23 protein-coding genes are annotated in these 22,894 nt (G+C 56.4%); 8 read left to right on the top strand and 15 right to left on the bottom strand.

Going from position 1 to position 22,894, the window contains the following annotated elements; translation table 11 throughout:
- Positions 1-393: 393 nt before the first annotated feature.
- From ACM3N8_RS06280 to ACM3N8_RS06265, 4 genes are all read right to left on the bottom strand, one after another.
- A complete protein-coding gene (locus ACM3N8_RS06280; RefSeq protein WP_128835991.1) occupies positions 394-615 on the bottom strand; it encodes a hypothetical protein in 222 nt (73 codons plus the stop codon).
- Positions 616-1,188: 573 nt separating this feature from the next.
- Positions 1,189-1,398, bottom strand: coding sequence for a helix-turn-helix domain-containing protein (locus tag ACM3N8_RS06275; RefSeq protein WP_416015705.1), 210 nt, complete (start codon positions 1,396-1,398; stop codon positions 1,189-1,191).
- A gap of 2,287 nt (positions 1,399-3,685) precedes the next feature.
- Entirely contained in the window at positions 3,686-4,258 is a 573-nt protein-coding gene (locus ACM3N8_RS06270; protein WP_416015703.1) for a recombinase family protein, read from the bottom strand.
- A gap of 13 nt (positions 4,259-4,271) precedes the next feature.
- A complete protein-coding gene (locus ACM3N8_RS06265; RefSeq protein ID WP_024941646.1) occupies positions 4,272-4,484 on the bottom strand; it encodes an Hha/YmoA family nucleoid-associated regulatory protein in 213 nt (70 codons plus the stop codon).
- A gap of 451 nt (positions 4,485-4,935) precedes the next feature.
- Here ACM3N8_RS06265 and ACM3N8_RS06260 point away from each other — a divergent pair, with 451 nt between their 5' ends.
- Positions 4,936-5,313, top strand: coding sequence for a hypothetical protein (locus ACM3N8_RS06260; protein ID WP_416015701.1), 378 nt, complete (start codon positions 4,936-4,938; stop codon positions 5,311-5,313).
- 33 nt (positions 5,314-5,346) lie between these two features.
- A complete protein-coding gene (locus ACM3N8_RS06255) occupies positions 5,347-6,171 on the top strand; it encodes an abortive infection family protein (protein ID WP_416015699.1) in 825 nt (274 codons plus the stop codon).
- 264 nt (positions 6,172-6,435) lie between these two features.
- Here ACM3N8_RS06255 and ACM3N8_RS06250 read toward each other — a convergent pair whose 3' ends face one another.
- From ACM3N8_RS06250 to ACM3N8_RS06215, 8 genes are all read right to left on the bottom strand, one after another.
- Positions 6,436-7,002, bottom strand: a complete 567-nt coding sequence (locus ACM3N8_RS06250; protein ID WP_323884237.1) for a hypothetical protein — start codon at positions 7,000-7,002, stop codon at positions 6,436-6,438.
- Positions 7,003-7,197: 195 nt separating this feature from the next.
- Positions 7,198-7,479: a hypothetical protein gene (locus ACM3N8_RS06245; RefSeq protein ID WP_323884235.1), complete on the bottom strand. Its 282-nt coding sequence runs from the start codon at positions 7,477-7,479 to the stop codon at positions 7,198-7,200.
- Positions 7,480-7,982: 503 nt separating this feature from the next.
- Positions 7,983-8,537: a hypothetical protein gene (locus ACM3N8_RS06240; protein ID WP_416015698.1), complete on the bottom strand. Its 555-nt coding sequence runs from the start codon at positions 8,535-8,537 to the stop codon at positions 7,983-7,985.
- A gap of 45 nt (positions 8,538-8,582) precedes the next feature.
- Positions 8,583-9,350, bottom strand: a complete 768-nt coding sequence (locus ACM3N8_RS06235) for a Zn-ribbon-containing protein (protein WP_416015696.1) — start codon at positions 9,348-9,350, stop codon at positions 8,583-8,585.
- 6 nt (positions 9,351-9,356) lie between these two features.
- The gene (locus ACM3N8_RS06230; protein ID WP_290017339.1) at positions 9,357-9,662 is read right to left on the bottom strand and encodes a hypothetical protein; all 306 of its coding nucleotides are present in this window, start codon (positions 9,660-9,662) and stop codon (positions 9,357-9,359) included.
- A gap of 99 nt (positions 9,663-9,761) precedes the next feature.
- Positions 9,762-9,998, bottom strand: coding sequence for a DUF2789 domain-containing protein (locus tag ACM3N8_RS06225; RefSeq protein WP_043134467.1), 237 nt, complete (start codon positions 9,996-9,998; stop codon positions 9,762-9,764).
- Positions 9,999-10,133: 135 nt separating this feature from the next.
- On the bottom strand, positions 10,134-10,433 hold the full coding sequence (locus ACM3N8_RS06220) for a DUF3301 domain-containing protein (RefSeq protein WP_043134468.1): 300 nt from the start codon (positions 10,431-10,433) through the stop codon (positions 10,134-10,136).
- 74 nt (positions 10,434-10,507) lie between these two features.
- Positions 10,508-11,536, bottom strand: a complete 1,029-nt coding sequence (locus tag ACM3N8_RS06215) for a DUF3549 family protein (protein WP_043134469.1) — start codon at positions 11,534-11,536, stop codon at positions 10,508-10,510.
- Positions 11,537-11,836: 300 nt separating this feature from the next.
- On the opposite strand from ACM3N8_RS06215, the gene ACM3N8_RS06210 reads away from it, so the two are divergent.
- From ACM3N8_RS06210 to ptsG, 6 genes are all read left to right on the top strand, one after another.
- Complete coding sequence (locus ACM3N8_RS06210; protein WP_042867184.1) at positions 11,837-12,172, top strand: YqcC family protein; 336 nt, start codon at positions 11,837-11,839, stop codon at positions 12,170-12,172.
- Positions 12,169-13,023 (top strand): tRNA pseudouridine(65) synthase TruC, encoded by an 855-nt coding sequence (gene truC, locus ACM3N8_RS06205; protein ID WP_290017338.1) that lies wholly within the window; start codon positions 12,169-12,171, stop codon positions 13,021-13,023. Before ACM3N8_RS06210 ends, truC begins: the two co-directional genes overlap by 4 nt.
- A gap of 90 nt (positions 13,024-13,113) precedes the next feature.
- Positions 13,114-13,554 carry a flavodoxin gene (locus tag ACM3N8_RS06200; RefSeq protein ID WP_043134470.1) on the top strand — a complete coding sequence of 147 codons (441 nt, stop codon included), beginning with the start codon at positions 13,114-13,116 and terminating at the stop codon, positions 13,552-13,554.
- A 525-nt stretch (positions 13,555-14,079) separates the two neighbouring features.
- The gene (locus tag ACM3N8_RS06195) at positions 14,080-15,405 is read left to right on the top strand and encodes a maltoporin (protein ID WP_290017336.1); all 1,326 of its coding nucleotides are present in this window, start codon (positions 14,080-14,082) and stop codon (positions 15,403-15,405) included.
- 91 nt (positions 15,406-15,496) lie between these two features.
- A complete protein-coding gene (locus tag ACM3N8_RS06190; protein WP_416015692.1) occupies positions 15,497-16,468 on the top strand; it encodes a MalM family protein in 972 nt (323 codons plus the stop codon).
- Positions 16,469-16,899: 431 nt separating this feature from the next.
- On the top strand, positions 16,900-18,330 hold the full coding sequence (gene ptsG / locus ACM3N8_RS06185) for a PTS glucose transporter subunit IIBC (protein WP_043134475.1): 1,431 nt from the start codon (positions 16,900-16,902) through the stop codon (positions 18,328-18,330).
- Positions 18,331-18,584: 254 nt separating this feature from the next.
- On the opposite strand, the gene ACM3N8_RS06180 is transcribed toward ptsG, so the two are convergent.
- The 3 genes from ACM3N8_RS06180 to glnD form a co-directional block, all read right to left on the bottom strand.
- On the bottom strand, positions 18,585-18,968 hold the full coding sequence (locus ACM3N8_RS06180; protein ID WP_011705091.1) for a DUF3461 family protein: 384 nt from the start codon (positions 18,966-18,968) through the stop codon (positions 18,585-18,587).
- A gap of 258 nt (positions 18,969-19,226) precedes the next feature.
- Complete coding sequence (gene dapD, locus ACM3N8_RS06175) at positions 19,227-20,054, bottom strand: 2,3,4,5-tetrahydropyridine-2,6-dicarboxylate N-succinyltransferase (protein ID WP_042867191.1); 828 nt, start codon at positions 20,052-20,054, stop codon at positions 19,227-19,229.
- Between the two features lie 135 nt (positions 20,055-20,189).
- Positions 20,190-22,877: a bifunctional uridylyltransferase/uridylyl-removing protein GlnD gene (glnD, locus tag ACM3N8_RS06170; protein ID WP_290017334.1), complete on the bottom strand. Its 2,688-nt coding sequence runs from the start codon at positions 22,875-22,877 to the stop codon at positions 20,190-20,192.
- Positions 22,878-22,894: the final 17 nt, after the last annotated feature.

The raw sequence follows: 22,894 nt of genomic DNA, 5'->3' as shown, positions 1-22,894 counted from the left end.
AGGGAGTCAGGACGTAGAAAAAGGGAGCCCGCAGGTTTCCCCACGGGCTGGTCCTTGAGTTACGCGCTTTGGAGCGTCCTCATACGTTCTTAGGTCAGGGAAATCCGGAGGGAGGCGAGAGGGTGCCCGATTTTGGGGAATCCCGATTTTCGGGCAGGGGGACGCTGGGTTAGTAATTTGGGGGCGAGCCCATTTTTACTAAGTGCGCAAGGACGTCCTCGGGTCTGACGCTAGGTGTGTAGTTTTGCCAGTCTGGCGGATTTACACAGAACTTCAGGGCGTCCTCGGGTCTGGCGTCGGGTGAGTAATTTTGCCCCTAGGGCATTTTTACTCAGAGCTTCAGGACATCCTCGGGTCTGTCGTCGGGTGTGTAATTTGGCGGAATCCGCAGTTTTACACAGCGTTACGCTTGGCCTCGACCTCGCGGTCCACCTCTTCCATCGTTGCGTCGAACTCGGCAGGTGTCAGACCCATAAACCCCCTGACAGCTTCACGATTCAGCTCCCAGCGGTTCTTCAGGTACTTCTCCGGCTCAGTGGTAGTAAGGTGGGAGATCACCCGCAGGCGTTCCTTAACGACTTCAGGATGTACGGTGGTGATAGAGATTGCAGTCATAGCGGCTCCTTGTGAGTTGATAGGTGTATCGCTATGGGCAGGGAGAAAGGGGAGGTGCGCAGATTTGTTACGCTAACATTTTTGCGAAGGTAGACGCATGGGCGACAGATTTAGCGGATTCCGCATTTTCTGTCAGGTAGACGCAGGGGTGCGGCATTTTGCGGAATCCGCATTTTTCCGCAGGTAGACGCAGGGGAGGATGCGCAGATTTGGGGCGAGACCATTTCCGCGCAGGTAGACGCAGTGGGGAGTTACCAATTTTCGGGATTCCCGATTTTCGGTAAGTGGACGCAGGGGGGCGCGGATTCCCCAATTTGGGATTTTCGCTCAGGCAGATGGGGTGAGCGGTTTTGCGGATTCCGCTAGTCCGCTCAGGGTCACATGGGGCTACCGGATTTGTCCTCGGGCCATTTTCGGTAAGGGGACGCAGGGTCATCCTCGGGACAACAGAGGGACTGACCTCGGGGGTGGGTAATTTTCCTGATTCAGGATTTTTACCCAGTGCGTCTTCAGGTCGTCCTCGGGTCTGACTTAGAAATTTGTCCCAAGGGCATTTTTCTAAGTGGTGCGTCTTCAGGAACGGGCGTCCTCGCGGGTCTCGGAGCGGTCTTCAGTGGATGCCATCGGGACGGCGGAGGTGGAAGACTCGGGGGTGCCGATTTTTGCCCCGAGGGCATTTTTCGGCAGGCTATTGGTGGTAATAAACTTACGTGCAGTGTCATTGCCCAAGCCAAGCGCCTTGTCGATCTCACGGAAGCTCTTTCCTTCGTTATGCAGCTCCATAATCGCGGCGTCCCGCTTCTCCTTCAGTTGTACAGAGAGGGCTGGGGGAGACCTCGGGGTTGGGATTTTTGCCTCAAGGGCATTTCTCCCAAGGCGGCTTCAGGTCGTCCTCGGGACCTCTTCCGGTTTTTGGGGCGGTCCCATTTTCCGGAACCTGAAGGAGGGACCTCGGGACCTTTTCCGTTTTTGCCGCAAGGGCATTTCCGGAAACGCAAGGATGGGCCTCGGGACTACGCCGGATTTGGGTCAGTCCCATTTTCGGCGTATCGCAAGGATGGACCTCGGGACTACGCCGGATTTGCCCCAAGGGCATTTTCGTCGCTCACCAAGACAGACCTCGGGCTACTGACGGATTTGGGTCAGTCCCATTTTCGTCATTCACCAAGGCGGACCTCGGGGTGGTGCTAAAAGCCGTTAGGGCGTTTCGCACAACCTCAAGACACTCCTCGGGGGTGTCCAAATGTCGTATCAGCATTTGGTGACCCCCTCGGGTGGACCCAAAAGTGGGCTCGACGTTTGGGACCACCTCCAGATGGACCTCGGGGGACACATTTTCCGGATTCCGGATTTTGAGCCCCCCCTCCAGATGGACCTCGGGGGTCACTAAAAGGGGGCGTCCCGTTTCGTTACCCCTCCTTCCAGATTTCCCTGTGCATAGGGGCCACAGGATAAGTACCCACAGATTACCTATAGATAACTCCCTCTCCTGCCCTTGCTTGGATGGACAATGTTGATAGGCGATGAAGGGGAGAGCGGAGGGAGACGCTGGGAGGTGGCCGGATTTGCCCTCGGGGCATTTTCGGACAGTCCCAAGGTCAGACGCTGGGTGCTGCATTTTGTCCTTGAGACATTTTGCAGCAGGTGATCCTCGGGTCATCCTCGGGCCAGACGCTGGGTGGAGATTTTTGCCTCAAGGGCATTTTTCTCCAGTCCCAAGGTCAGACTCTGGGTGGTAAGTTTCCCCAATTCGGGATTATTTACCAGCCCCAAGGTCAGTCGCTGGGAGGTGTCCAGATTTGCCCTCGGGCCATTTTTGGACAGTCCCAAGGTCAGTCGCTGGGGAGGTGGTCGGATTACCGGATTCCGGATTTTCGACCAGCCCTCGGGTCAGTCGTTGGGTGGTGGTCGGATTTGCCCTCGGGCCATTTTCGACCAGTCCCAAGGTCAGTCGCTAGGTTATGCAATTTGCCCTTGGGACATTTTGCATAAGGTCATCCCATTGAGCTTCATAAGGAACTCACTATGTTCAACCAACGGATACTCTCACTTGATCATCCTTACTAGCTATCTGTCCTGAAGTTATCACTCGGTTGTCCTGGGGATGGTCAGTGGGAAGTCCTGGGGAAGCCTGGAGGAAGCGACAACAGGACAGCCCGTAGGCCATCCTGAAGGAGTCGTTGGGTAGACCTTGGGTAGTCTGTAGGTATTGAGTAGCTAGGGAGAAGCAAGCAAGGTAGACCTGAAGAAGCGACAACAGGACAGCCATTGAGGCGTCCTTGGGTAGACCTTGGGTAGTCTTAAAGATACCTATAGTAAGTAGAGTATAGAGAGATAGTATCTAGGGTATCTAATAGATGTCTTATAGATAGTCTTAGGGACGGGCGGAGGGAAGGAGAGAGAGGGGACCGGTCTTTCATTTCATTCAATGGTCAGGGTTTATTGTCTGCTGAAAGACGGTGTCTTTGCGAGATAATCCTCTGTTGACTTTGGGTGTCTTAGAGATTTTAACTGGTGGTTGTATGCCGGATGTAATCGGTATGTGTTCCGTTGGTTATCGTCGGGATGGACCTCGGGAATGCTGGCCTCGGGATTGACCTCGGGATTGACCTCGGGACAACAAACAGGGGCACTCAGACGAACAAGCCCAGAGTCAGCCCCACAGTCCCCCTCTGCTCCCCTCCAGATAGCCCCTCAGACGACCTCTGTGCTCACCTTACGCCTTCCCCTATGCAACCCCACAGGCTCACCCCTGCACGATCTCAGAGATCCACAGAGAAAGCCTGAAGACAGCAGGGACAAGGATGGAAGGGAGAAGGGAGGCAAGGAGAAGGGACCAGAGGGAGACGGCAAGAGACACACGGGCCATCGTCGAGTCCTCCAAACGAAAAACCCCCAAGGTGTCGCAGTGAACAGCCTCGGGGGTCGATTGAAAGATTCGATCAAAGTGGGTCACTCGATCAGTTCTTTCTATTGGTCAGGGTAAATTAGCTTTCTCTAATGTACTTTGGGACAGACCCAGTGATCGGTCCTTTCGATGGTCCCAGGCTCAACCGATAGACACACTCGATCAACTCAGCTCTCCATCCTCTCGCATCTTTGTTGATAGGCGATGGACAGTCGCTCGGCTGACTCCATGAAGCGCAGCGATTTCCCGCAGAGACTTGCCGCCTTCCAGCAGGGTCGCCTTGATTGCATCCTCGTCGATACTCTTCGGCCTGCCGGTATACTTCCCCGCAGCCTTGGCCTTGGCAATCCCTTCCATCTGACGCTCCTTGCGTAGAGCCGTCTCGAACTCAGCAAAGGCGCCCAGCATGGTGAACATCAGCTTCCCTTGGGCTGTCGTCGTTTCTAGGTTCTGGTCCAGTACACGCAGGGTCACACCCTTGGCTTCCAGTTGTTCCGTAATGTCCAGCAGGTCAGCGAGAGAACGGCCCAGACGGTCCAGCTTGGTGATCACCACATCGTCCCCCTCTCGGACATACCGCAGGAGTTCGGCTAGTTGCTCACGGCCATCTGTGCTGGTCCCTGATGCCTTCTCTTGGTACACACGCTCACAACCGGCTTTTGTCAGCTTATCCAGTTGAACATCCAGCGACTGACCGACAGATGACACTCGCGCATAACCGATAACCTGTCCCATCACTCTCTCCTACTCAATCCACCAATGCCCAAGCTGTCATAGGGACTTTCCCCGCGTCGTAATGCTTTCCAGCAGCTATCTCTGCTTGCCGGTGGTCAATCGCAGCGATGACCTTCAGTTCCTCTTGGAAGCCCGTAGCAGCAGCCTTATCAAGCATCCTTGGGGCGACTCTATCCAGTGACTTCCTGTCCTTGAATCGGCGAAGCCTGATAACCAAGTCATTCATGCGGAAATCTCCTTCATCTTCTTCCTATTGCTTCAACGTGAGTCCTTGTCGGTGTCACGCTGTCACATTAAGGTCTTAATCCGATGGGACTTAGATTATGAAACAGAAATGAGACAGTCAATACCCTCATGTGAAAGAAGTCCATTAGGGTATACCTCAAAGGGACAAAGAGGCAGAGAGAGACAGCAGGAGGCAATAGGAAGGCGCAGGTGCTCGCTTGTATGTTAGCAATAGGATGGTTTGGGGCTGGGACAAGGAGGGACAGGCTGGCGCTTGGACGGTGAGAGAAAGAGGACGGGAGGGCTGTCTAATGGCTGGTTCTTGTGGGGGGGACGGGGGGAAATCGCGGGCGCTTAATCACTGAAGAGGACATTCAGATTTTTTCCAGAATTTACCGAAGGGTCCCTATTGGGTAAGATGCAATTTTGTCCAGATCAGACTGAGAACCCACATGGATCAAGCCGCGAATACCTTGATAGCCCTTGGTGGGGGACTGCTAATTGCTCTGCTAGGGTGGGCCTTTTCATCCTCTAAAGTCGAAACTCAAGTGGTTGATGCCGACGATGCTTGGTCTCGATTTGATGGGGTTACTTCTTTCCAGCTCACCTTCTATCGACAATCAGGGAATACCCATCGTGTCGTGCAAATTCATGGCACCCGAGAGGACGTAGAGGCAGAAATCAGGAAGGTGTTCAACCGTGCAGGAATAAGAGACCAGTACATGGTGGGAACACGAGGGGATACAATTGATTACTGCCGTGCGTACCATAACCACCGTGGCTCAAACGAAGGTAAGAAAGTCGGCGGCTGCTTAGTATCGGCCCTGTAAGATCACCATTCTACAAGACGAGGAGTTGTTTTGATGTCCGATCTGAGCGGTAGCGAGCGCAGAAAATTAGAAAAGCTCTTTGGTATGGGAGGAGGGTTCGTCCTTGATTTTTCTGACCGTACATTCGGTGAGTTTTTTGATGAGTACCGCGTAGAGATTGACGCACCACAATACAAAGCTAAGGGGACATCAAAAGCAAATCGGTTGCGCACTTTTTGGCAAATAGATAGCAATTATTCTGTTGGGCGGTCTATTACTGGAATGATTGAACACGGCTCTGATACAGATAGCTTTGGCGACAGTTCTCCGCTACTCATTGATGATTGCCGTAAAATTGCACAAAGGCTCCTCATGGATCAGCCCGTTGCTGAAATTGATGCCCTTACAGCAATTTCGGATGAACGTGATTTTGAAGTTGTCGCGGAACATGTCCGTGATGCTATTGAGAAGAATCAACCAGAGGGGGGGCTTGACCGTTTACATACCTTTGTAAACAAGTTCATCCGTATCTCTTGTGAACCGCATGGCATAACCATAACTCGTGAAAAGCCGTTGCACAGTGTTTTTGGTGAGTATGTGAAGGCATTACGTGAGGGGGGACACCTTGAGTCCACCATGACTGAACGCATTCTGAAATCTAGTATTTCTGTCTTAGAAGCATTCAACGATGTCCGAAATAACAAAAGCCTTGCACACGATAATCCAATTTTAAACTACGAGGAAAGCCTGCTGATCTTCAACCATGTTGCTAGCTCCATTAGATTTATCAAGTCGTTGGAAACGAAGAACCAGGCTCAGAAGAAAGCTAGGGAGCAACAAAATAGACTGGAGATGTGGGGGAATGACATGCCATTTTAGAATTAGTACCTCTGACCGTACCCTGCTTGAAATCTTGATCTGTATGGTTGTGTACAAATAGATCTGATAGTAAGACAAAGAGGAGACAGGGTGGTCGAATGGTTGACGAATGGACCCCCTACAGGGGGAACTCAGGGGCCCTTTAATGCAGAAGAGGCCCTTCAGATTTTCCAGAATTTACCAAGGCGCGTGCTACATGGTTCTCCGGTGTCGTTATGCTTCAGCACAAACACTATCGCTGCAACCACAGATGTTTGTTCGTATTCAGAAAGGAAGAACTGACTTCGATACGCATTTGCAGTCGGGTTCATAGCCCGGCCAAGTGTTTTTTCCGTTCAGGTTGAGCCCATCAGCAATTTTATACTTCTGCCCGTCAGCAAGACGATGGGCTTCATCTCTGCATTTGGACTCTTCGTCAGTCGAGCTTCTAGCCCTACATGGTGCGCCAGAATACTGCCAAATGGCTTCCGTAATCCCAAGCTCGATTCGCTTGTCGCGAGTCATCAGTGCACTAGCTCTATTAGCCAACCACAAACTAAGCCATGTCGCCCGCTGCTTTTGTATCCCCAAACTTATCAAAGCCTCTGTCATTTCAAAAAGGTCACGAGTCACTGCTGTCCGTAATGCAACCTCATAAGCGAGCTTTGCTGATTCCTCAGGGATGTCCACAGTCTGGGAGATGGCTTGCCATAAGTCAGCCTTGACTGCTTCTGTAACCTGAGAGGGATCAACCTTTACTACCGGAATGCTAGTCTTCGTCGTCTGTGCTGGCTGCTCTGTCGTGGTTGCCAAATCTGATTTTCCTTTAAAAAACCGTTCAAACAATGACATGGCCTAATCCTTCATTCAGTTACTGGGAGGGGGGGATGGATTGTGAGCAGGTGACTTGTTTTGCCTCGGAGACAAATCTTTGATCATGTCTTGCGGTGCAACAATAGCGGATGATCAGACGACAGAAAGTGGTCGCTGAAAGGCCATAGTTTGGAAAAATTCAATAAGACAACCTTGCTCGAATTTGAAACCACTTTACGACCAGTATGATAACCATACAATGGCGCCAAAACCTTCAGAGAGTAACCTGCCGCTATAGCAGAAACAGTCCTCAATTTTGCGCATCAACTCCTCCTGAGTTGCTGTGATTAGCTCTTTGGGGCCAATACTCTCAATAGTGACTGTGTCACCTTTGACTATGGCCCGTAGCTGAAAGCCTTCTATCTCGTTCTCAATGCGGCGAATAGCTGTATCAAGGGCTAGCTCGAAGGTTTCTTGGTCTACATTGTTTTTTTTGATTACTTTGAGTTGGTACATTTTAGCTACTCCACATGGACCCGTGTGCCTAAAAATAACTATGTATTGATGTCGGTTCAATTGGGAAAATCTATTTTGTAATCAGGCTCTTACTCAGGGTTGTTGTTCACCCTACTAGGTCAAACCTCGGGCCTGTCTTCCAGCCCTGCACACGGCCAGACCGCTTGTTCACCTTCCGGTACACACCGCCCAGCAGTATCTCCCACACACTCCCATTCTCTCCCAGCACAGGGAATACCAGCCCTTCAGCAACCCCCAGCCCAGCCTCCACGCATACCAGAGTTTTACGCTCGGTCATCATTTCCGCTTACTCCGCTTGATACGACTCGGCCTTGGCTTCCGCTTCTTCTTCGGTGCCCGTGTGTCGTCGATAATGACGCAGTGATTGGAACCTCCTGCCAGCTCTAGGAGGGCAGGGAGTAGGGCTAAATCCACGTCATTCAGTCCGGATTGCTCGGGGTTCGCTAGGGCTTCCTGTATGCGCTCAACGTCGAACGTGATCTTCATGGCTGCCCCCTCCCGAACAGAGCCTTCAGCTTCTCAAGGGCGCTCCTGTTGTGTTCTTGGCTGGCCTTCTGGCTGGCTTCCCATTCCTCCGGTGTCCTGTTGACCCTCTTCCGGTCGAACATGGCGAACTTATCCACAGACGAAGAAACGGGAGCGTGATCCTTGTTACTTTGTTTCTGTTTAAAAGAAGTCGAAGACTTAGCCGGACGCTTGGTGCTGGGGGTACGGAAAAGGGCTAGGAGTGCCGACCCGATGCGGTACACAGAGGCCAGATTCCAGTTGGCTATCTGGGTGTGTTTCCGAAACTCGGTCTTGAAGAAGCTGATGGCCTCCAGACGACGCAGAGAGTTACGGACTGTACGGGTGGTGCAACCGATACCCTCAGCGATGGTCCGCAGGTAGAGACTCGCAGCCCAGCCTTGGGCCTTGTTCAGGTGTCGTGCGATGAAGAGGGCGACTTCTTTGGTGTAGTGGGTCCCGAAGGTGGACACCGGCTGCTTGGCAAGGGTGGCGACAAGCTGATCGCTGTGTTGTAGAATCGTAACTGACATAGGCACTGCTTTTTGTTATGCGTCCGCTACGTAACCACAGCGTAACTATCTGATTCTATTCACTTTCTCCTGACGTTTCTTGAAGTCGAAGATCTCGTGCAGCGGTTCGGTTAGCGCCCATTCACCGCCACAGCCGGGGCAGGGGCGAGCCTTCTCTTCGGCGGCGCTCAGCCCGCCGACCCGGTAGAGGTAGTAATAGGTAGGAATGCCGCTCAGGGCCTCCAGCCGCTTGCCGAGATCGCTGCCGCGGCGTTGCAGTCGGCTGCCTACCTCGCCGATTTCGTGCAATGCCGCGTGTTCGGCGATGGAGCCGTTCATCTGCAGCTGATCACACGCCTCCCAATCCTCTTGCCACTTGATGATCTGCTTGTGGTCGCCGTTGGCGATGGCCGGCAGCCGGTAGAGCGGTATGGGGGCGAAGTGGTCGCCACAACGCAGTGGCGAGCAGGTGTGCAGGAAGCTGGTGTAGAGCAGCATCCAGCTCGGCCGCTCGTCGGTGTGGCCGCAAGGATCCGTGCTGTCGGAGAGCAGATCCACCCCTTGCAGCTGGAGTTTTGGCGCGAGCAGTCCCGCCTGATTGAGCTGCTGTTCAGCCAGTGCCACCTGTTCGCTCTGGTTGTCCGGGTGCAGGCTGTCTTGCTCGGGGCAGACCACCCGGCTGATGAACTGACCCTGCTGCATGCTGGTGGGAAACTCCCGGCCAAGGATCTGGCCCTGATAGCGCAGCATGTCCAGGTAGTTGACTATGGCCCGCTCGGCCTCACCGAGGGAGGTATCGCGATAGCATTCAAAGCTGAGTTCGAGAATGTACATGGGGGCTCAGTCTGGCTGGCGTTGAAGCAGCAGGGCGGTCAGGCGATCGACCTTCTGCTCGAGCCGGTTGAGCTGCTCGCTCAACTGCTGCAGGTTGATGGCATCGGCCGCCATCTCGGGCTTGGCAACCGCAGGCGTGGTGGTTGCGGATGGCTCGGTGGGCTGGGGTTGCTGTTTCCACTGGCTCAGCACTTTGAGCAGCTCGGCCATGGGCACGGGCTGGCTGAGGCGAGCCTTGACCATGGCGGTGGAGGGGGCGATCCCCTTCGCGGCCAGTTCGTTGGCAATGCGGATGATCTCTTGGGCGGACATGGGGCTCCTGCGCAGGATGGCGGTGATACGGGCTGGACGGGGCACAGAGCTTAACCAAACCGCCTTCGTCTGGAAAGCGGGCTGGCGAGAGGAGGAGGCTCAATCGGTCTGGCGCAGCAGCACATCCAGCTGATCGATGGCTTCCGACCAGTCCGAATCATCCCAGAGCGCATCGCGCAGGAAGTTGGCCTGGGACTGGGTCCAGAAAGCGGCCTCGGGCAGCAGGGTCTGATTGTCCAGCCTGTGTTCGTGAATGAAGCGGTGCAGGTTCAGCTCGTCGTTGGCCAGGCCCAGCTGGGCAAACAGGGCGGACAGGTCGTGGGTCAGGAATTCCATCTCATCTCTCCCGGGGGACATTCCTGAAAATTATAGGCCCGGATCCGTGCCGGCTTGCTATTGCGATGGCATGGGCACGATGCGGGGTAGCTGGCCTGAGGTGGTCTTGGGCCAGCGGGAGTCGCGCTGGCTGGCTTACTGGGATGGCATGCGATGGGGTGGCAGATCGACGCCGACTATGTGCAGCCCCTGCATGCGCAACTGTCCCTGATAGTGGCTCTCGCCGTCGCTGGAAAATTCAAACTCGTAGTAGGTCAACAGTCGCAGTGGCTGATGGGCCAGTGCACGGTGGCTGCGCGCCAGCGACAGCAGTTGCAGATCGTGATGCTGGCAGTAGCGGCGCATGTATTGCCAGGCGAGTTCGGCCTGGCGGCGCTGATGCCAGAAGGCAGCGCCGATGAGGATAAGCAGCAAGATACCGAGCATTTCACCCATCGAGGGCTCCTTCCTTGTGATGTGGCCTGGTGTGGACCGAGTGGCGAGCCACCCGGCCGTTATTCCATCAGATGTTACGCCGCGGCAAACAGACGGCCTATGGCCTGACCGAGCGCATCGCTACGCGCCGGATCCCGCAATCTGGCCAGCATATCATCGCGCAGGGCCGGCAGGGTCACCAGTTCGGCAAACACCTGATTGAAGAACTGGGGCGGTTGCAGCGCCAGCTGCTCCAGGAACAGGCCGAGCAGGCTCGGCTCCTTCAGATCGGGCCAGAGGCGACCGGCGATGGCGAGCAGCAGGGCCGGGCTCGGCTGGGTTTGCAGCAGGGTCAGCAGCTTGTTGGTGCGCATGGCATTGCCGTTGCAAGAGGCCAGCGCCCGGCACAGGTAGGCCAGGGTTTCCGGGTTGGGCTCGGCGCTCTCCTGCTCCTTGCCGATGCGCTCGAACAGGGCACCCTGCACGGCCGGTGGTAGCGGGACATTTTCCAGGCTCTGGCACAGGGCGTAGAGCGGCGCCTGGGGCAGCCTTGGCAACGCCTTGCACACCAGCGCCAGATTGCGCTCGTCCTGCAGCCGCTCGGCCATGTCGGCGAAGCCTTGCAGGCCCAGCGCCTGCCAGCCTTCATCACCGGGTGCCGCCAGATAGTGGCACAGGGCGTCGTAGTAGGCGGAAGGGGCCTGTTCCAGCTGGCGGGCCAGCTTGGCATGCAGGCTGGCCATCTTGGCCTCGGCCGGGCGGAAGGTGTAGGGGTTGTCGGCCAGTCGCTGGGCTTTCTCTTCATCCAGATCGCCGGTCAGCTTGTAGCCCAGGGTCTCGACCACCTGATCCATGAAGAGCTTGGGGCCGCTGCCGATGAGCAGACCGCGCTCATCGAGCGCAAACTTGAGGAACCAGAGGTAGTGTCTGGACTCCGCCGGCTGGAAGAAGTGAACGCCGAGCCAGGCGTGCTGTTGCAGGGGCCAGGGATAGGGTTCTTGCTGCTGCTCGATGCGCACGAAGGTATCGCTCGCCAGCGGTCGCACCTGGCGACCCATGTCGAACAGTTGAAACTGGGTATCGGCCTGGGTCAGAAACTCGGTCAGCGTGTTGATGGTAGACATGATGTGATCCGGCTAAGGGTGATGCGGGCCGATTATAAAGCGGTTGTATCAGATAGCCAGCAGGGGTACCAAGAGCGCTTTGTTACAAGCTGAGAAGGGCGCTGCGGGTCAATCTGTATAAAGCGGTTGCATCAGATAGCCTGTGGGGGCTCGGCTCTGCGTCCCGCCTGCCAATGGAACATGGCAGAGGGGGAGGGGGACGGTGTATAATCGCGCCCTTTTTTGATGAGCCCGGCCAGCCTGTGTCCGTTTTACCGGGGAGGCTGACCGGTATGTGGTCATGAGCAAGAGGACGACAAGATGAATCAATATTTGCTGGTAGCCGGCCTGTTGGGTGAACTCACCGCCGAGTTGCAGCGCCTGGAGCGCTGGCAAGATGAGCATCCGGGTGAAGAGGCCCTGGCGAGCGAGCTGCCGTTCTGTGTCGATACCCTGAGCTTCGATCAGTGGCTGCAGTTCGTGCTGATCCCGCGCATGGAGCAACTGGTCATGCTGCAAGCGCCGCTGCCCACCAGCGTCTCCCTCTATCCCATGGCGAGCGAAGTTTACAAAGAAGAGCTGGCCGACGTGGAAGCCCTGCTGCGGTTGATCGCCCGCTTCGATCTGCTGCTCTCCGGCAAAGTGGTTGAGCAATGATGAGTGAGCAGGCAAAGGAAGAAAACGCCTTGCAACTGACCCTGCCCTATCAGAAGGAAACGCCGGTTGGCGGTAGCTCCAATGGTTGCCGTACTAACGACGGCGGCGCGATGAAGCTGACTCTGCTCTATCAGGATGACTGGCTGGTGGCGGTCAACAAGCCGTCGGGCCTGCTGGTGCACCGCAGCTGGCTCGACAAGGCCGAGACCCGCTTCGCCATGCAGATGACCCGGGATCTCATCGGCGGCCGCCACGTCTACCCCGTGCATCGCCTCGATCGCCCAACCTCAGGCGTACTGCTGTTTGCACTGGATCCTGCGGTTGCCCGCACCCTGACCGAGGCGTTTGCCGCCCGTCGGGTGCACAAGGAGTATCTGGCGCTGGTGCGGGGCTGGGCCCCTGAGCAGGGGGTGATCGATTACCCCCTAAAGGAGCAGCTGGACAAGATAGCCGATGCCATGAGCTCCCCGGATCGCCCGGCTCAGGAGGCGGTCACCGCATTTCATCGCCTGCACCAGGTCGAGCTGCCCCATGCGGTTTCCAAGAAGCACCCCACCAGTCGTTACAGCCTGGTCAGGCTGTTCCCGAAAACCGGTCGCAAGCATCAGCTGCGCCGCCATCTGGCCCACCTGTTCCACCCCATAGTCGGGGATACCAGCCATGGTGACGGCCGCCACAACCGCTTCTTTCGCGAGCAGCTGGGGTGCGAACGCCTGCTGCTGGTGGCCCGCAGACTCAGTTTCGAGCACCCGATCCTCAAAGTCCCGATGCGGATCCAGGCGCCGCTGGGGTCGGACGTCTTGCAGCTGTTTGCCGAGCTGGGCTGGCCCGCCAGCGAGAGCGACTACTGATCTTCACCTGGCCTGCTCACTCACGGCCGGGTGTTGCCTTCGACCGGGTTGTGGCATGCTGTAAAGCCACGCCAGTCAAAGGAATCCGTTATGGCTCAGATAGATATAGTGGTGGGAACCGTTTATGGCGCGGCCATGCTGGTTGCCGAGACGCTGTCAGCGCAGTTGCAGCAGGCCGGACATGAGTGCCAGATCTTCGATGAGGCCGTGCTGGAAGACCTGGACGCCTCCCGCTTCCTGCTGGTGATCACAGCCACCACGGGGCAGGGCGATATTCCGCCCAATCTGCAACCCTTAGCCGCCGCCCTGGCCGATCGGGCTCCCTATATGAAAGGGTGGCGTTATGCGCTCATCGCCATGGGTGACAGCAGCTATGAGCACTTTTGCGGTGCCGGCCGTCAGCTTGACGGCCTGTTGCAGGAGCTGGGGGCCAGGGCTCTGTTGCCCCGTCTGGAGATAGATGCCACTGTCGACGATGAACCGGAAAAAGTGGCGCTGGCCTGGCTAACCGGCTGGGAAAATACACTCTAGTTTTCCCCTCCTTGTGTTCTTTATTTGTCCCCCGTTGGTTTGCCCATGGGGGATGTTTATTTCCGGGCCAGATCAGTCTCAACTGACCATATTTCCCACTTTTTATCCGGTTATTTTTCTGGCATCCCTTCGTTTGGCCGAGCATTTATTTCTGTCATGACCGACATGCAAGAAAATTAAAAGTTCCGCATTGAAAGCGATTTCAGTCATGTTTTTGTCATTGATTTGGGTGTTTTCAACTTAATCAGCGAAGCGAATTAATGCTTGATAGCGCTTTCAAGCTATGTTTTTTGCTTTTTTGTGTTTTTAATGGGTGAGTTATTGCTAATTTATTGCTTCCCATGCCCTATAAAACCCTCTTGAGTGTTGGGTGGGCGATTTGTCGCCATTTTGTGAATCAGCTCATGTTTGTCCCGAAATTGGCTACCTATAATCGGCCTCGGTTATCACCTAAACGTTTTTATGGTGATAAGAACTTGGATATTCAGGATCACACTCCTCTCAGCGGGAATAAGGAAAATGAAAATGAAAGCAAAGTGGCTCCCGATCGCTGCAGCAGTAACCGCAGCCCTGGCTTCCCAAGCCGCCTTCGCCGTTGATTTCCACGGCTACTTCCGTTCAGGTGTTGGCGTTTCCGGTGACGGAGACATGGTTAAATACAACGTGAACAAGGTTGGTCGTCTGGGTAACGAAAATGATACCTACGGCGAAGTTCAGCTGGGTCAGGAAGTATTCAACAAGGATGGCAAGACTTTCTACGTTGATTCCATGTTCGCCATGGCTTCCAACGGTTCAAACGACTGGGAAGGTACCGGTACCGTTTGTAACTTCGATGCCAAACAGTGCAACGGTGATTCCGATTTCGCCCTGCGCCAGTTCAACGTCCAGGCCAAGGGCCTGCTGGGTTTCGCACCGGAAGCCACCCTGTGGGCCGGTAAGCGTTACTACCAACGTCACGACATCCACATCTCCGACTTCTACTACTGGAACATCTCCGGTGCCGGTGCCGGTATCGAAGGCATCCAGGCCGGTCCTGGCAAGATCTCCTTCGCCTGGGTTCGCAACGACCGCAGCGCGGCCGATGTGTTCGGTCAGTACAACCAGATTGGAACAGACCCGACTACCGGTAATCCAATCTATCGTAAAAACGAAGACCTGAACGTCAACACGCTGGATCTGCGTTATGCCGGTATCCCGCTGTGGAGCGAAGCGTCTCTGGAAGTTGGCGTAGACTACGCACTGGTTAATGAGACCGAAGCGCAGAAACCGCTGAAAAACAACAACATGAAAGACGGCGTCATGCTGACTGCCGAACTGACCCAAGGCATCCTGGGTGGCTTCAACAAGACTGTGCTGCAGTACGGTACTGAAGGTTACTCCAAGACCATGGCCTTCTACGGTGACGGCTCTTGGTACGGTGCCGAAGCCAAAGACGGTGCTGATGGTTTCCGCATCATCAACTGGGGTGTTGTTCCCATGGGCAACAACTTCGAGATGGGTCACCAGCTGGTCTACGGTGTAGGCAACGAGATGTGGGATGGCAACGACAAGGTTGAAGCCATGTCCGCCGTTGTTCGCCCCATGTACAAGTGGGATGACTTCAACAAGACCATCTTCGAAGGCGGCTACTTCAAGGACAAGACCAAGTCCACCAACGGTACCTCTGTTGATGACTCCGGTTACAAGCTGACCCTGGCTCAAGCCTGGTCTGCCGGCTCCAGCTTCTGGGCCCGTCCTGAAATCCGTGTGTTCGCCTCTTACCTGGCCAACGACGAAGATCAGAAAGTCTTCGAAAGCGGCACCTCCAAAGACACCTACCAAGTGGGTGTGCAAGCGGAAGCTTGGTGGTAAGCAGCTGTTTAAGTTAAGTTAGTCACTGCCCCCGTATGGGGGCAGTTTTGTTTCGCCGGGTAACGGCAACCGGGTTATGGAGATAAGAAGAATGAAACTGGTAAAGATGTCTATCGCAGCCGTGGTTACTGCGCTGTTGGCCGGTTGTTCCGGTAGCATGTTGATCCCCGTGCAGGATCACGCATCCATCCTGAGTAATGCCGAACAGGCCAAGCAGGCGCTCTCACAGGCAACCAGCTGCTGCGCTGCTTTCAACGATTTCAATTATGTGAGCTTGCCGGAAGGCGATACCTTGCTGGCCCTCGATGGCAAGCAACCCAGTTTTCAGTTTGACGAGGGGATGAGCTACTTTGCGGCTTATCGCCTGCCAGCCAACACCGGCAACCTGGCCATCAAGGTCGCCTCCCAGGTGAGCAAGACAGTACTGGTGCCTCAGGTCATCATGCTGGATGCCCAGTTCAAGGTGACTCGCGTGCTGGGTGAGTCGGTATTCAGCTACCAGCCAGCCCATCTGCTGGACAACGATCGCATCGAAGGCAAGGTGTTTGTCGATCGCAGCATGCCGGGCAACCCGGCGGCTGAAACCTACATGATTGTCTATGCCCCGGCCAACCAGCTGGCGGGCAGTACCACCATATTGCATCCCTCCAAGGCGTTTGCCCGTGCGAATGGCACGGTCGAGCCGGATATCAAGGATCCCGTGATCCCGCACTCCCCATGGGGCCTGGTGAAGATCGAAGTCGTCGACATGGCCAAGGGGCAGGGTCTTGAGGCCGTCTTCAAACCCGAGTACGCAGACAAGGTGGCGATGAGCAAGGCCGCACCGGCGACCGCCGCCGTGGCGGCTGGCACTGTGACGGCTGCAGCCGTTGCTGCGCCCAGCAAACCCGCACCCGCCATGCTGGCCGAAACCGAGGCTTTCTATCAGTCCCAGATCGAGAAAGCGGTGAAAGCCGGTGATATCGACAAGGCGATGCAACTGGTCAATGAGGCCGAGCGTGCCGGCTCGACCAAGGCGAAATCCGTCTTTATTGATGCGGTCAAGCGTTCGCAGAAAGGCTGAATATTGCCCAGTCTTTAAAAGATAATATTTATTTGAGGCCTCCCTTGTTGGAGGCCTTTTTAATCGGTAGACTAAAATAGAAAAAACAGCAAATAGTTACATTAAGTTACAATGCGTTTCTTTCGGCATTAATATGATTGGTTAAAATACAATGCGAAACAGCACTTTTCATATTTGTGGCGTAGCATGAAAATGCCGAAATATATCTGTAATCTCCCCGAATTTTCCCTCAGAATTATCTTGTGATCTCCCCTCCAAATTTTTTATTCCCTTGCGCCTGATGGAAGAAATTTCCGATCTGCTGGGTTATATTCAACAGGTCAAAATAAACAACCCCCAATCGAATTCATGCCGATGAAGATGATGCTCGTGATCGTCTATCAATTGGACTGAACCGTTTACGGGAAGACAATTCATTCAGGAGCGCACACATGTTTAAAAATGCTTTCTCTAATCTGCAAAAGGTCGGTAAGGCGCTGATGCTGCCAGTATCGGTCTTGCCAGTTGCAGGTATTCTGCTGGGGGTGGGCGCCGCTCACTTCAGCTGGTTGCCAGAAATTGTCTCCCAATTGATGGAGCAAGCTGGTGGTTCCGTATTTGGTCAGATGGCCCTGCTGTTCGCAGTGGGTGTTGCCCTCGGCTTTACCAATAACGACGGCGTATCTGGTCTGTCAGCCATCGTTGGCTACGGCATCATGACCGCTACTCTGAAGGTGATGGCACCTGTGATGGGTGTTGAAACCATCGAGACCGGCGTACTGGGCGGTATCCTCGCCGGTGGTGTGGCTGCCTGGGCGTTCAACCGTTTCTACAAGATCCAGTTGCCAGAGTATCTGGGCTTCTTCGCCGGCAAGCGTGCCGTGCCCATCATCACAGGTTTCGTGTCCATCGGTCTGGGTGTGATCCTGTCCGTGATTTGGCCGCCAGTTGGTTCCGCCATCGGTGCCTTCTCCGACTGGGCTGCCAACCAGAACCCGGTACTGGCCTTCGGTATCTACGGCGTGGTTGAGCGCTCCCTGATCCCGTTCGGTCTGCACCACATCTGGAACGTGCCTTTCTTCTATCAGGCGGGTACCTGTGTCAACGGCGCCGGTGAAACTGTTCACGGCATCATGACCTGCTTCCTGACTGCCGATGACGCTTCCCGCGCTGCCGGTAACGGCTTCGGTCAGCTGGCCGGCGGCTACCTGTTCAAGATGTTCGGTCTGCCTGCTGCTGCGTTTGCCATCGCTCACGCCGCCAAGCCGGAAAACCGCGCCAAGATCGTAGGTATCATGGCCTCTGCCGCCCTGACCTCTTTCCTGACCGGTATCACCGAGCCGATTGAGTTCTCCTTCCTGTTCATCGCTCCTGTGCTGTACGCGATTCACGCCGTACTGGCTGGTCTGGCCTATGTGCTGACCAACTCCCTGGGCGTGGTACACGGTCACACCTTCTCCAACGGTTTCATCGACTTCGTGGTGCAATCACCCCGTGCCGACAACATGTTGCTGCTGGTGGGTCTGGGTCTGGTCTACGCGGTCATCTACTACGTAGTGTTCAGCTTCGTAATCCGTGCCATGAACCTGAAAACCCCGGGTCGTGAAGACGAGACTGCTGAAGAGACAGTCAGCCAAAGCAAGGACGAGATGTCTGCTGCCCTGGTCACTGCCTTCGGTGGTAAAGAGAACATCGCTTCTCTGGATGCCTGCATCACCCGTCTGCGGGTTGGCGTGAAAGACGTTGCCAAGGTTGACCAGGCTGGTCTGAAGAAACTGGGTGCTGCCGGTGTGGTCGTAGCTGGTTCCGGCGTACAAGCCATCTTCGGTACCAAGTCAGACAACCTGAAAACCGACATGGATATCTGGATGAAGAGCAACTAATCCTGTTGCCTGAATATCAGAGTTCTTGAAGAGGGAGGCGAAAGCCTCCCTTTTTGCTGGGCGAGTGTCAGGGTGATGGCGGGCAGGGACCGGGTCTGTCGAGTTGCTCATCCTGTTGCACCCAAAGGAGTGGGGGTGAGGGGGGCGTTAATGGCCTGCTGCCCCCACCAGATGTTGACCCGCCCATGGCATGCGGATCCCGCACAAAGAAAAGGGGCGCCTGACGGGCGCCCCTCGTTGTTGCCGGATCGGGCTTACAACTTCTCCAGATCCCGCTCTATTTCACTGATCTTGTTTTGCACCACTTTTTCCAGGTGGCGCAGGTCACGCAGTATCTTCTGCTTGATATCCGGGTCGGCCTGGACGTGCACGCCCTGGGTCAGGTTATCCAGCTCATCCACCACGTACTTGAGATTGGCGTTGATCTCGGTGACATCCTTGTACTCATGGGTACCCGAGTCGACCAGCATGGTCTTGCGCTGGCGGGGATATTTGAATTTGACACTCTTGGCGAAGAACTCGCCTTTCTGCTTCTTGAAGTAGATCTTGAGGATGTCGTGATTGGCTTCCTGGCGCAAGGTATAGCTGTCCACTGAGGTGGGTTCCTGGATCCCCAGGCTCTTCAGATTCTCGTACATCGGGCTTCCTCGGTTTGAAACGATCCTGACCCATCTATCTTAACCGAGTCTGTGTGGCTTGCCTGTGACAGGGGCGCCAAAATCAAAAGGGGCCCAAAAGGCCCCTCTTGCCATGATGGCTGGTCGATCACTTATCGATGGCGCGCAGCAGGGCGCTGTTACCGACAGCCTGGGCCGCGGGACATTCCTATCATCAGGATGTCGATGCAATCATAAAAAAGGGCGCCTCGAGGCGCCCTTGCAGCAAGCAGTTGGCCATTACTCGTCGATGGAGCGCAGCAGGGCGTTGATCCCTACCTTGGCACGGGTCTTGGCATCCACCTTCTTGACGATCACGGCGGCGTACAGGCTGTACTTGCCGCACTTGGAGGGCAGAGAGCCGGAGACGACCACGGAACCCGCAGGTACGCGACCGTAGTGGATTTCGCCGGTTTCGCGATCATAGATGCGGGTGGACTGGCCGATGAAGACGCCCATGGAGATGACGGAGCCTTCCTCGACGATCACACCCTCAACCACTTCGGAGCGGGCACCGATGAAACAGTTGTCTTCGATGATGGTCGGGTTGGCCTGCAGCGGCTCCAGCACGCCGCCGATGCCGACGCCGCCAGAGAGGTGCACGTTCTTGCCGATCTGGGCGCAGGAACCGACGGTGGCCCAGGTGTCGACCATGGTGCCTTCGTCAACGAAGGCGCCTATGTTGACGTAGGAGGGCATCAGCACTGTATTGGGAGCGATGAAGGAGCCTTTGCGGGCGGTTGCCGGCGGCACCACGCGCACACCCGCTTCCTTGAACTGCTCGGCTGTGTAGTCGGAGAACTTGAGAGGAACCTTGTCGTAGTACTGGGCATCATCGCCCTTGATGATGCCGTTGTCATTGATGCGGAAGTAGAGCAGTACCGCTTTCTTCAACCACTGGTGTACCACCCACTCGCCGGCAATCTTCTCGGCGACACGGGCCTTGCCGGAATCCAGCAGGTCGATGGCTTGCAGGATGGCGGCCTTGGTGGCGGCATCGACTGAGCCGGGAGTGATGGAATCACGGCGCTCGAAGGCCGCTTCGATGATCTGTTGCAACTCGGTCATGACAGGTTTCCTTTAAAAAATTCCGTTTGTTGTATCACACTTTTCCAATTGTTTTTAAGGGCTCAAGCCGATTTCTTCGGGAGAACGCTGATTTATTGTGCTTGAGTGGTCCAACCATTTGTTCTGCTTGATAAATCAGGATGATGAAAGGCGCCTTGTGAGGCCTTTCGCCGGCTTGTCGCTGCCCTCATCATCGGCCGACTCCTGGGGATTGAGCTGATTCACCAGCCGCTCCTCCAGCGCCAGCTGTTCGTCCTGGGTCAAGGGTTCGCCCGCGAGAGTGGTGAGACTGAAGAAGTCCTCCACCCGCTCGCCTATGGTGGTGATCTTGGCGGCATGGAGCGACAGGCCGCACTGCTGGAACACGGCACCGATGCGGGCCAGCAGCCCCGGGGTATCCAGCGCCGTCAGCTCCAGCAGGGTGTGGCGGGTCTCGCCCTTGTGGGGCAAAAACACCGCCCGGGTTGGTACGCTGAACTGGCGGTGGCGCCGTGACAGCGGTTTGTTGCGCAGCACCAGCTTGCCCGGCTCCTGCAAGGCCTTCTCCAGCGCCTTCTTGATGGTGGCGGTACGGTTGGGGCTGATGGGCTCGCCGCTCGGCTCCAGCACCACGAAGGTATCCAGCACATAGTCGCTGCGCGAATTCATGATCTGGGCATCGTGGATGTTGAGGTTCTTCTGATCCAGCGCCGAGGCCACGGTGGCGAACAGATTCGGGGTGTCGCGGCAGTAGATGAACACCTCGCTGCCCCCCCGGGTCGGATGCTTGCCGATGATCACCAGCGGGGCCGGGTTGTCGCCATGTTCGATGATCTTGCGACAGTGCCAGGCGATCTGCTCCGGGCTGTGGCGCAGGAAGTAGTCGGCCTTGAAGTCGCTCCACAGCTGGTTGATGGCCTCTTCCGGTACGTCCCGCTGGGCCAGGATCTGCTTGGCCTGGCGCTGGTTCTCACGAATGCGCAGCCGCATGTCGGGCGGGTTCTCCAGCCCCTGGCGCAGCGCCTTCTGGGTGGCGAAGTAGAGTTCGCGCAGCAGGGTGCCTTTCCAGTCGTTCCAGAGGGTGTCGTTGGTGGCGCAGATGTCGGCTACCGTCAGGCAGTAAATAAGGTCGAGATGCTGCTCGTCGCGCACCTTCTGGGCAAAGTCGGTGACCACTTCGGGGTCGTAGATGTCGCGGCGCTGGGCGGTGACCGACATCAGCAGGTGGTGGCGCACCAGCCAGGCGACCAGTCGGCTCTCGTAGCGATCCAGGCCGTGCAGCTGGCAGAACTCCAGCGCATCCACGGCGCCGAGTTCGGAGTGATCCCCGCGCCGGCCCTTGGCGATGTCGTGAAACAGGGCGGCGATGCTGAGCAGCTCCGGCTTGCGCAGCCGGGTGAACACCTCGTGGCAGAGCGGGTGGGTCTGGCGGCTGGCCGGATTGGGGAACTGGTGGATGTTCTTGAGCAGCCGGTGGGTGTGCTCATCGACCGTGTAGGCGTGGAACATGTCGAATTGCATCTGGCCGACGATGAGGTTCCACTGGGGCAAATAGGCCGCGAGGATCCCGTATTTGTGCATCAGGGAGAGCGGCTGGCCTATGCCATTGGGATGGCGCAGCAGCGCCATGAACAGGCGGCGGCACTCGGGCAGGTCCTGCAGCCAGCAGTTGAGCTTGCGGCGCGCCTCGCGCAGCTGGCGCAGGGTGGCGGAGTGGATGCCGGCAATCTCGGGATGCTGGGCTATCTGGTAGAAAAGTCGCAGTATGGCGGCGGGCTCGCGGCCAAACAGCTCGGAATCCACCGCATCGATGAGACGACCGCGCAGCTGGAATTCGTCGGAGAGGCGGCGCACGTCCATGGCGGTGTTGCCGAGAATAGCCTCGTCAAACAGCTGCAACAGCATCTCGTTGAGCTCCGAGACCCGCCGCACCGTCTGATAGAAGCGTTTCATCATCTGCTCGACCGGGCTGTTGCCGTCCCCCTCGAACCCCAGCATCTGGGCCACGGTGCGCTGGCGGTCGAACAGCAGCCGGTTGTCGCCCTTGTTGATGGCCATGTGCAGGGCGAAGCGCACCTTCCACAGGAAATTCTGGCAGTCGAGCAGCTCGCGGTATTCGGCCCGGTTGAGAAAGCCGTGGCTGGTCATCTCGAACAAGGTGGTGGCGCCGAAGTGGCGGCGGGCGACCCAGGCCAGGGTCTGGATGTCTCGCAGGCCGCCGGGGTTGCTCTTGAGATCCGGCTCCAGCTTGTAGGCGGTCCCCTGAAATTGCTGGTGGCGCAGGGCCTGCTCCTCGCGCTTGGCCTGGAAGAACTGCTCGCTCGGCCAGAAGAGCTGGGGGCCGGTCGCCTCCTTGAGTTGCTGGAAACCCGCCTGGCGGCCCGTGATATAGCGCGCCTCGATCAGGTTGGTGGCGACCGTGATGTCGGCGCGGCCCTGCTCGATGCATTCGGCCACGTTGCGTACCGCCTGGCCCACCTCCAGCTTGAGATCCCACAGCAAGGTGATGAACTCGCCGATGCGCAGTCCCAGCACCTCGTCCAGCTCTTCTCCTTCATAGAGGATCAGCAGGTCTATGTCGGAGTGGGGGTGCAGCTCGCCCCGGCCATAACCGCCCACCGCGATCAGGGTGAGCGCCGTCTTGTCGAAGCCGAACTTCTGCCACAGCCGGGTCAGCAGCTCATCCATGTATTCGGAGCGGGTGGCCACCAGTTCTATGATGTTGTCACCGGCATCGAAACGGGCGTGCAGCCAGCCGAGAAAACGGCTCAGATACTCTTTGCAGTTCTCGCGGGTGAGCTGATCGTCGGGTAACAGATGGGGGGAAAGCAGGCTGGCATCCATGGCATCTCACACTCTCG

Origin of the sequence: Aeromonas sp. A04 (assembly GCF_047780465.1) — a bacterium.
Taxonomy (GTDB): Bacteria; Pseudomonadota; Gammaproteobacteria; order Enterobacterales; family Aeromonadaceae; genus Aeromonas; species Aeromonas bestiarum.
The sequence above is the reverse complement of the archived record's forward strand: the minus strand, read 5'-3'. Positions and strand labels throughout refer to the sequence as shown.

Bases quoted from the DNA above. Each gene is read 5' to 3' on its own strand.
- ACM3N8_RS06280 (WP_128835991.1), bottom strand. From the start codon at position 615: ATGACTGCAATCTCTATCACCACCGTACATCCTGAAGTCGTTAAGGAA.
- ACM3N8_RS06275 (WP_416015705.1), bottom strand. From the start codon at position 1,398: ATGGAGCTGCATAACGAAGGAAAGAGCTTCCGTGAGATCGACAAGGCG.
- ACM3N8_RS06270 (WP_416015703.1), bottom strand. From the start codon at position 4,258: ATGGGACAGGTTATCGGTTATGCGCGAGTGTCATCTGTCGGTCAGTCG.
- ACM3N8_RS06265 (WP_024941646.1), bottom strand. From the start codon at position 4,484: ATGAATGACTTGGTTATCAGGCTTCGCCGATTCAAGGACAGGAAGTCA.
- ACM3N8_RS06260 (WP_416015701.1), top strand. From the start codon at position 4,936: ATGGATCAAGCCGCGAATACCTTGATAGCCCTTGGTGGGGGACTGCTA.
- ACM3N8_RS06255 (WP_416015699.1), top strand. From the start codon at position 5,347: ATGTCCGATCTGAGCGGTAGCGAGCGCAGAAAATTAGAAAAGCTCTTT.
- ACM3N8_RS06250 (WP_323884237.1), bottom strand. From the start codon at position 7,002: ATGTCATTGTTTGAACGGTTTTTTAAAGGAAAATCAGATTTGGCAACC.
- ACM3N8_RS06245 (WP_323884235.1), bottom strand. From the start codon at position 7,479: ATGTACCAACTCAAAGTAATCAAAAAAAACAATGTAGACCAAGAAACC.
- ACM3N8_RS06240 (WP_416015698.1), bottom strand. From the start codon at position 8,537: ATGTCAGTTACGATTCTACAACACAGCGATCAGCTTGTCGCCACCCTT.
- ACM3N8_RS06235 (WP_416015696.1), bottom strand. From the start codon at position 9,350: ATGTACATTCTCGAACTCAGCTTTGAATGCTATCGCGATACCTCCCTC.
- ACM3N8_RS06230 (WP_290017339.1), bottom strand. From the start codon at position 9,662: ATGTCCGCCCAAGAGATCATCCGCATTGCCAACGAACTGGCCGCGAAG.
- ACM3N8_RS06225 (WP_043134467.1), bottom strand. From the start codon at position 9,998: ATGGAATTCCTGACCCACGACCTGTCCGCCCTGTTTGCCCAGCTGGGC.
- ACM3N8_RS06220 (WP_043134468.1), bottom strand. From the start codon at position 10,433: ATGGGTGAAATGCTCGGTATCTTGCTGCTTATCCTCATCGGCGCTGCC.
- ACM3N8_RS06215 (WP_043134469.1), bottom strand. From the start codon at position 11,536: ATGTCTACCATCAACACGCTGACCGAGTTTCTGACCCAGGCCGATACC.
- ACM3N8_RS06210 (WP_042867184.1), top strand. From the start codon at position 11,837: ATGAATCAATATTTGCTGGTAGCCGGCCTGTTGGGTGAACTCACCGCC.
- truC (WP_290017338.1), top strand. From the start codon at position 12,169: ATGATGAGTGAGCAGGCAAAGGAAGAAAACGCCTTGCAACTGACCCTG.
- ACM3N8_RS06200 (WP_043134470.1), top strand. From the start codon at position 13,114: ATGGCTCAGATAGATATAGTGGTGGGAACCGTTTATGGCGCGGCCATG.
- ACM3N8_RS06195 (WP_290017336.1), top strand. From the start codon at position 14,080: ATGAAAGCAAAGTGGCTCCCGATCGCTGCAGCAGTAACCGCAGCCCTG.
- ACM3N8_RS06190 (WP_416015692.1), top strand. From the start codon at position 15,497: ATGAAACTGGTAAAGATGTCTATCGCAGCCGTGGTTACTGCGCTGTTG.
- ptsG (WP_043134475.1), top strand. From the start codon at position 16,900: ATGTTTAAAAATGCTTTCTCTAATCTGCAAAAGGTCGGTAAGGCGCTG.
- ACM3N8_RS06180 (WP_011705091.1), bottom strand. From the start codon at position 18,968: ATGTACGAGAATCTGAAGAGCCTGGGGATCCAGGAACCCACCTCAGTG.
- dapD (WP_042867191.1), bottom strand. From the start codon at position 20,054: ATGACCGAGTTGCAACAGATCATCGAAGCGGCCTTCGAGCGCCGTGAT.
- glnD (WP_290017334.1), bottom strand. From the start codon at position 22,877: ATGGATGCCAGCCTGCTTTCCCCCCATCTGTTACCCGACGATCAGCTC.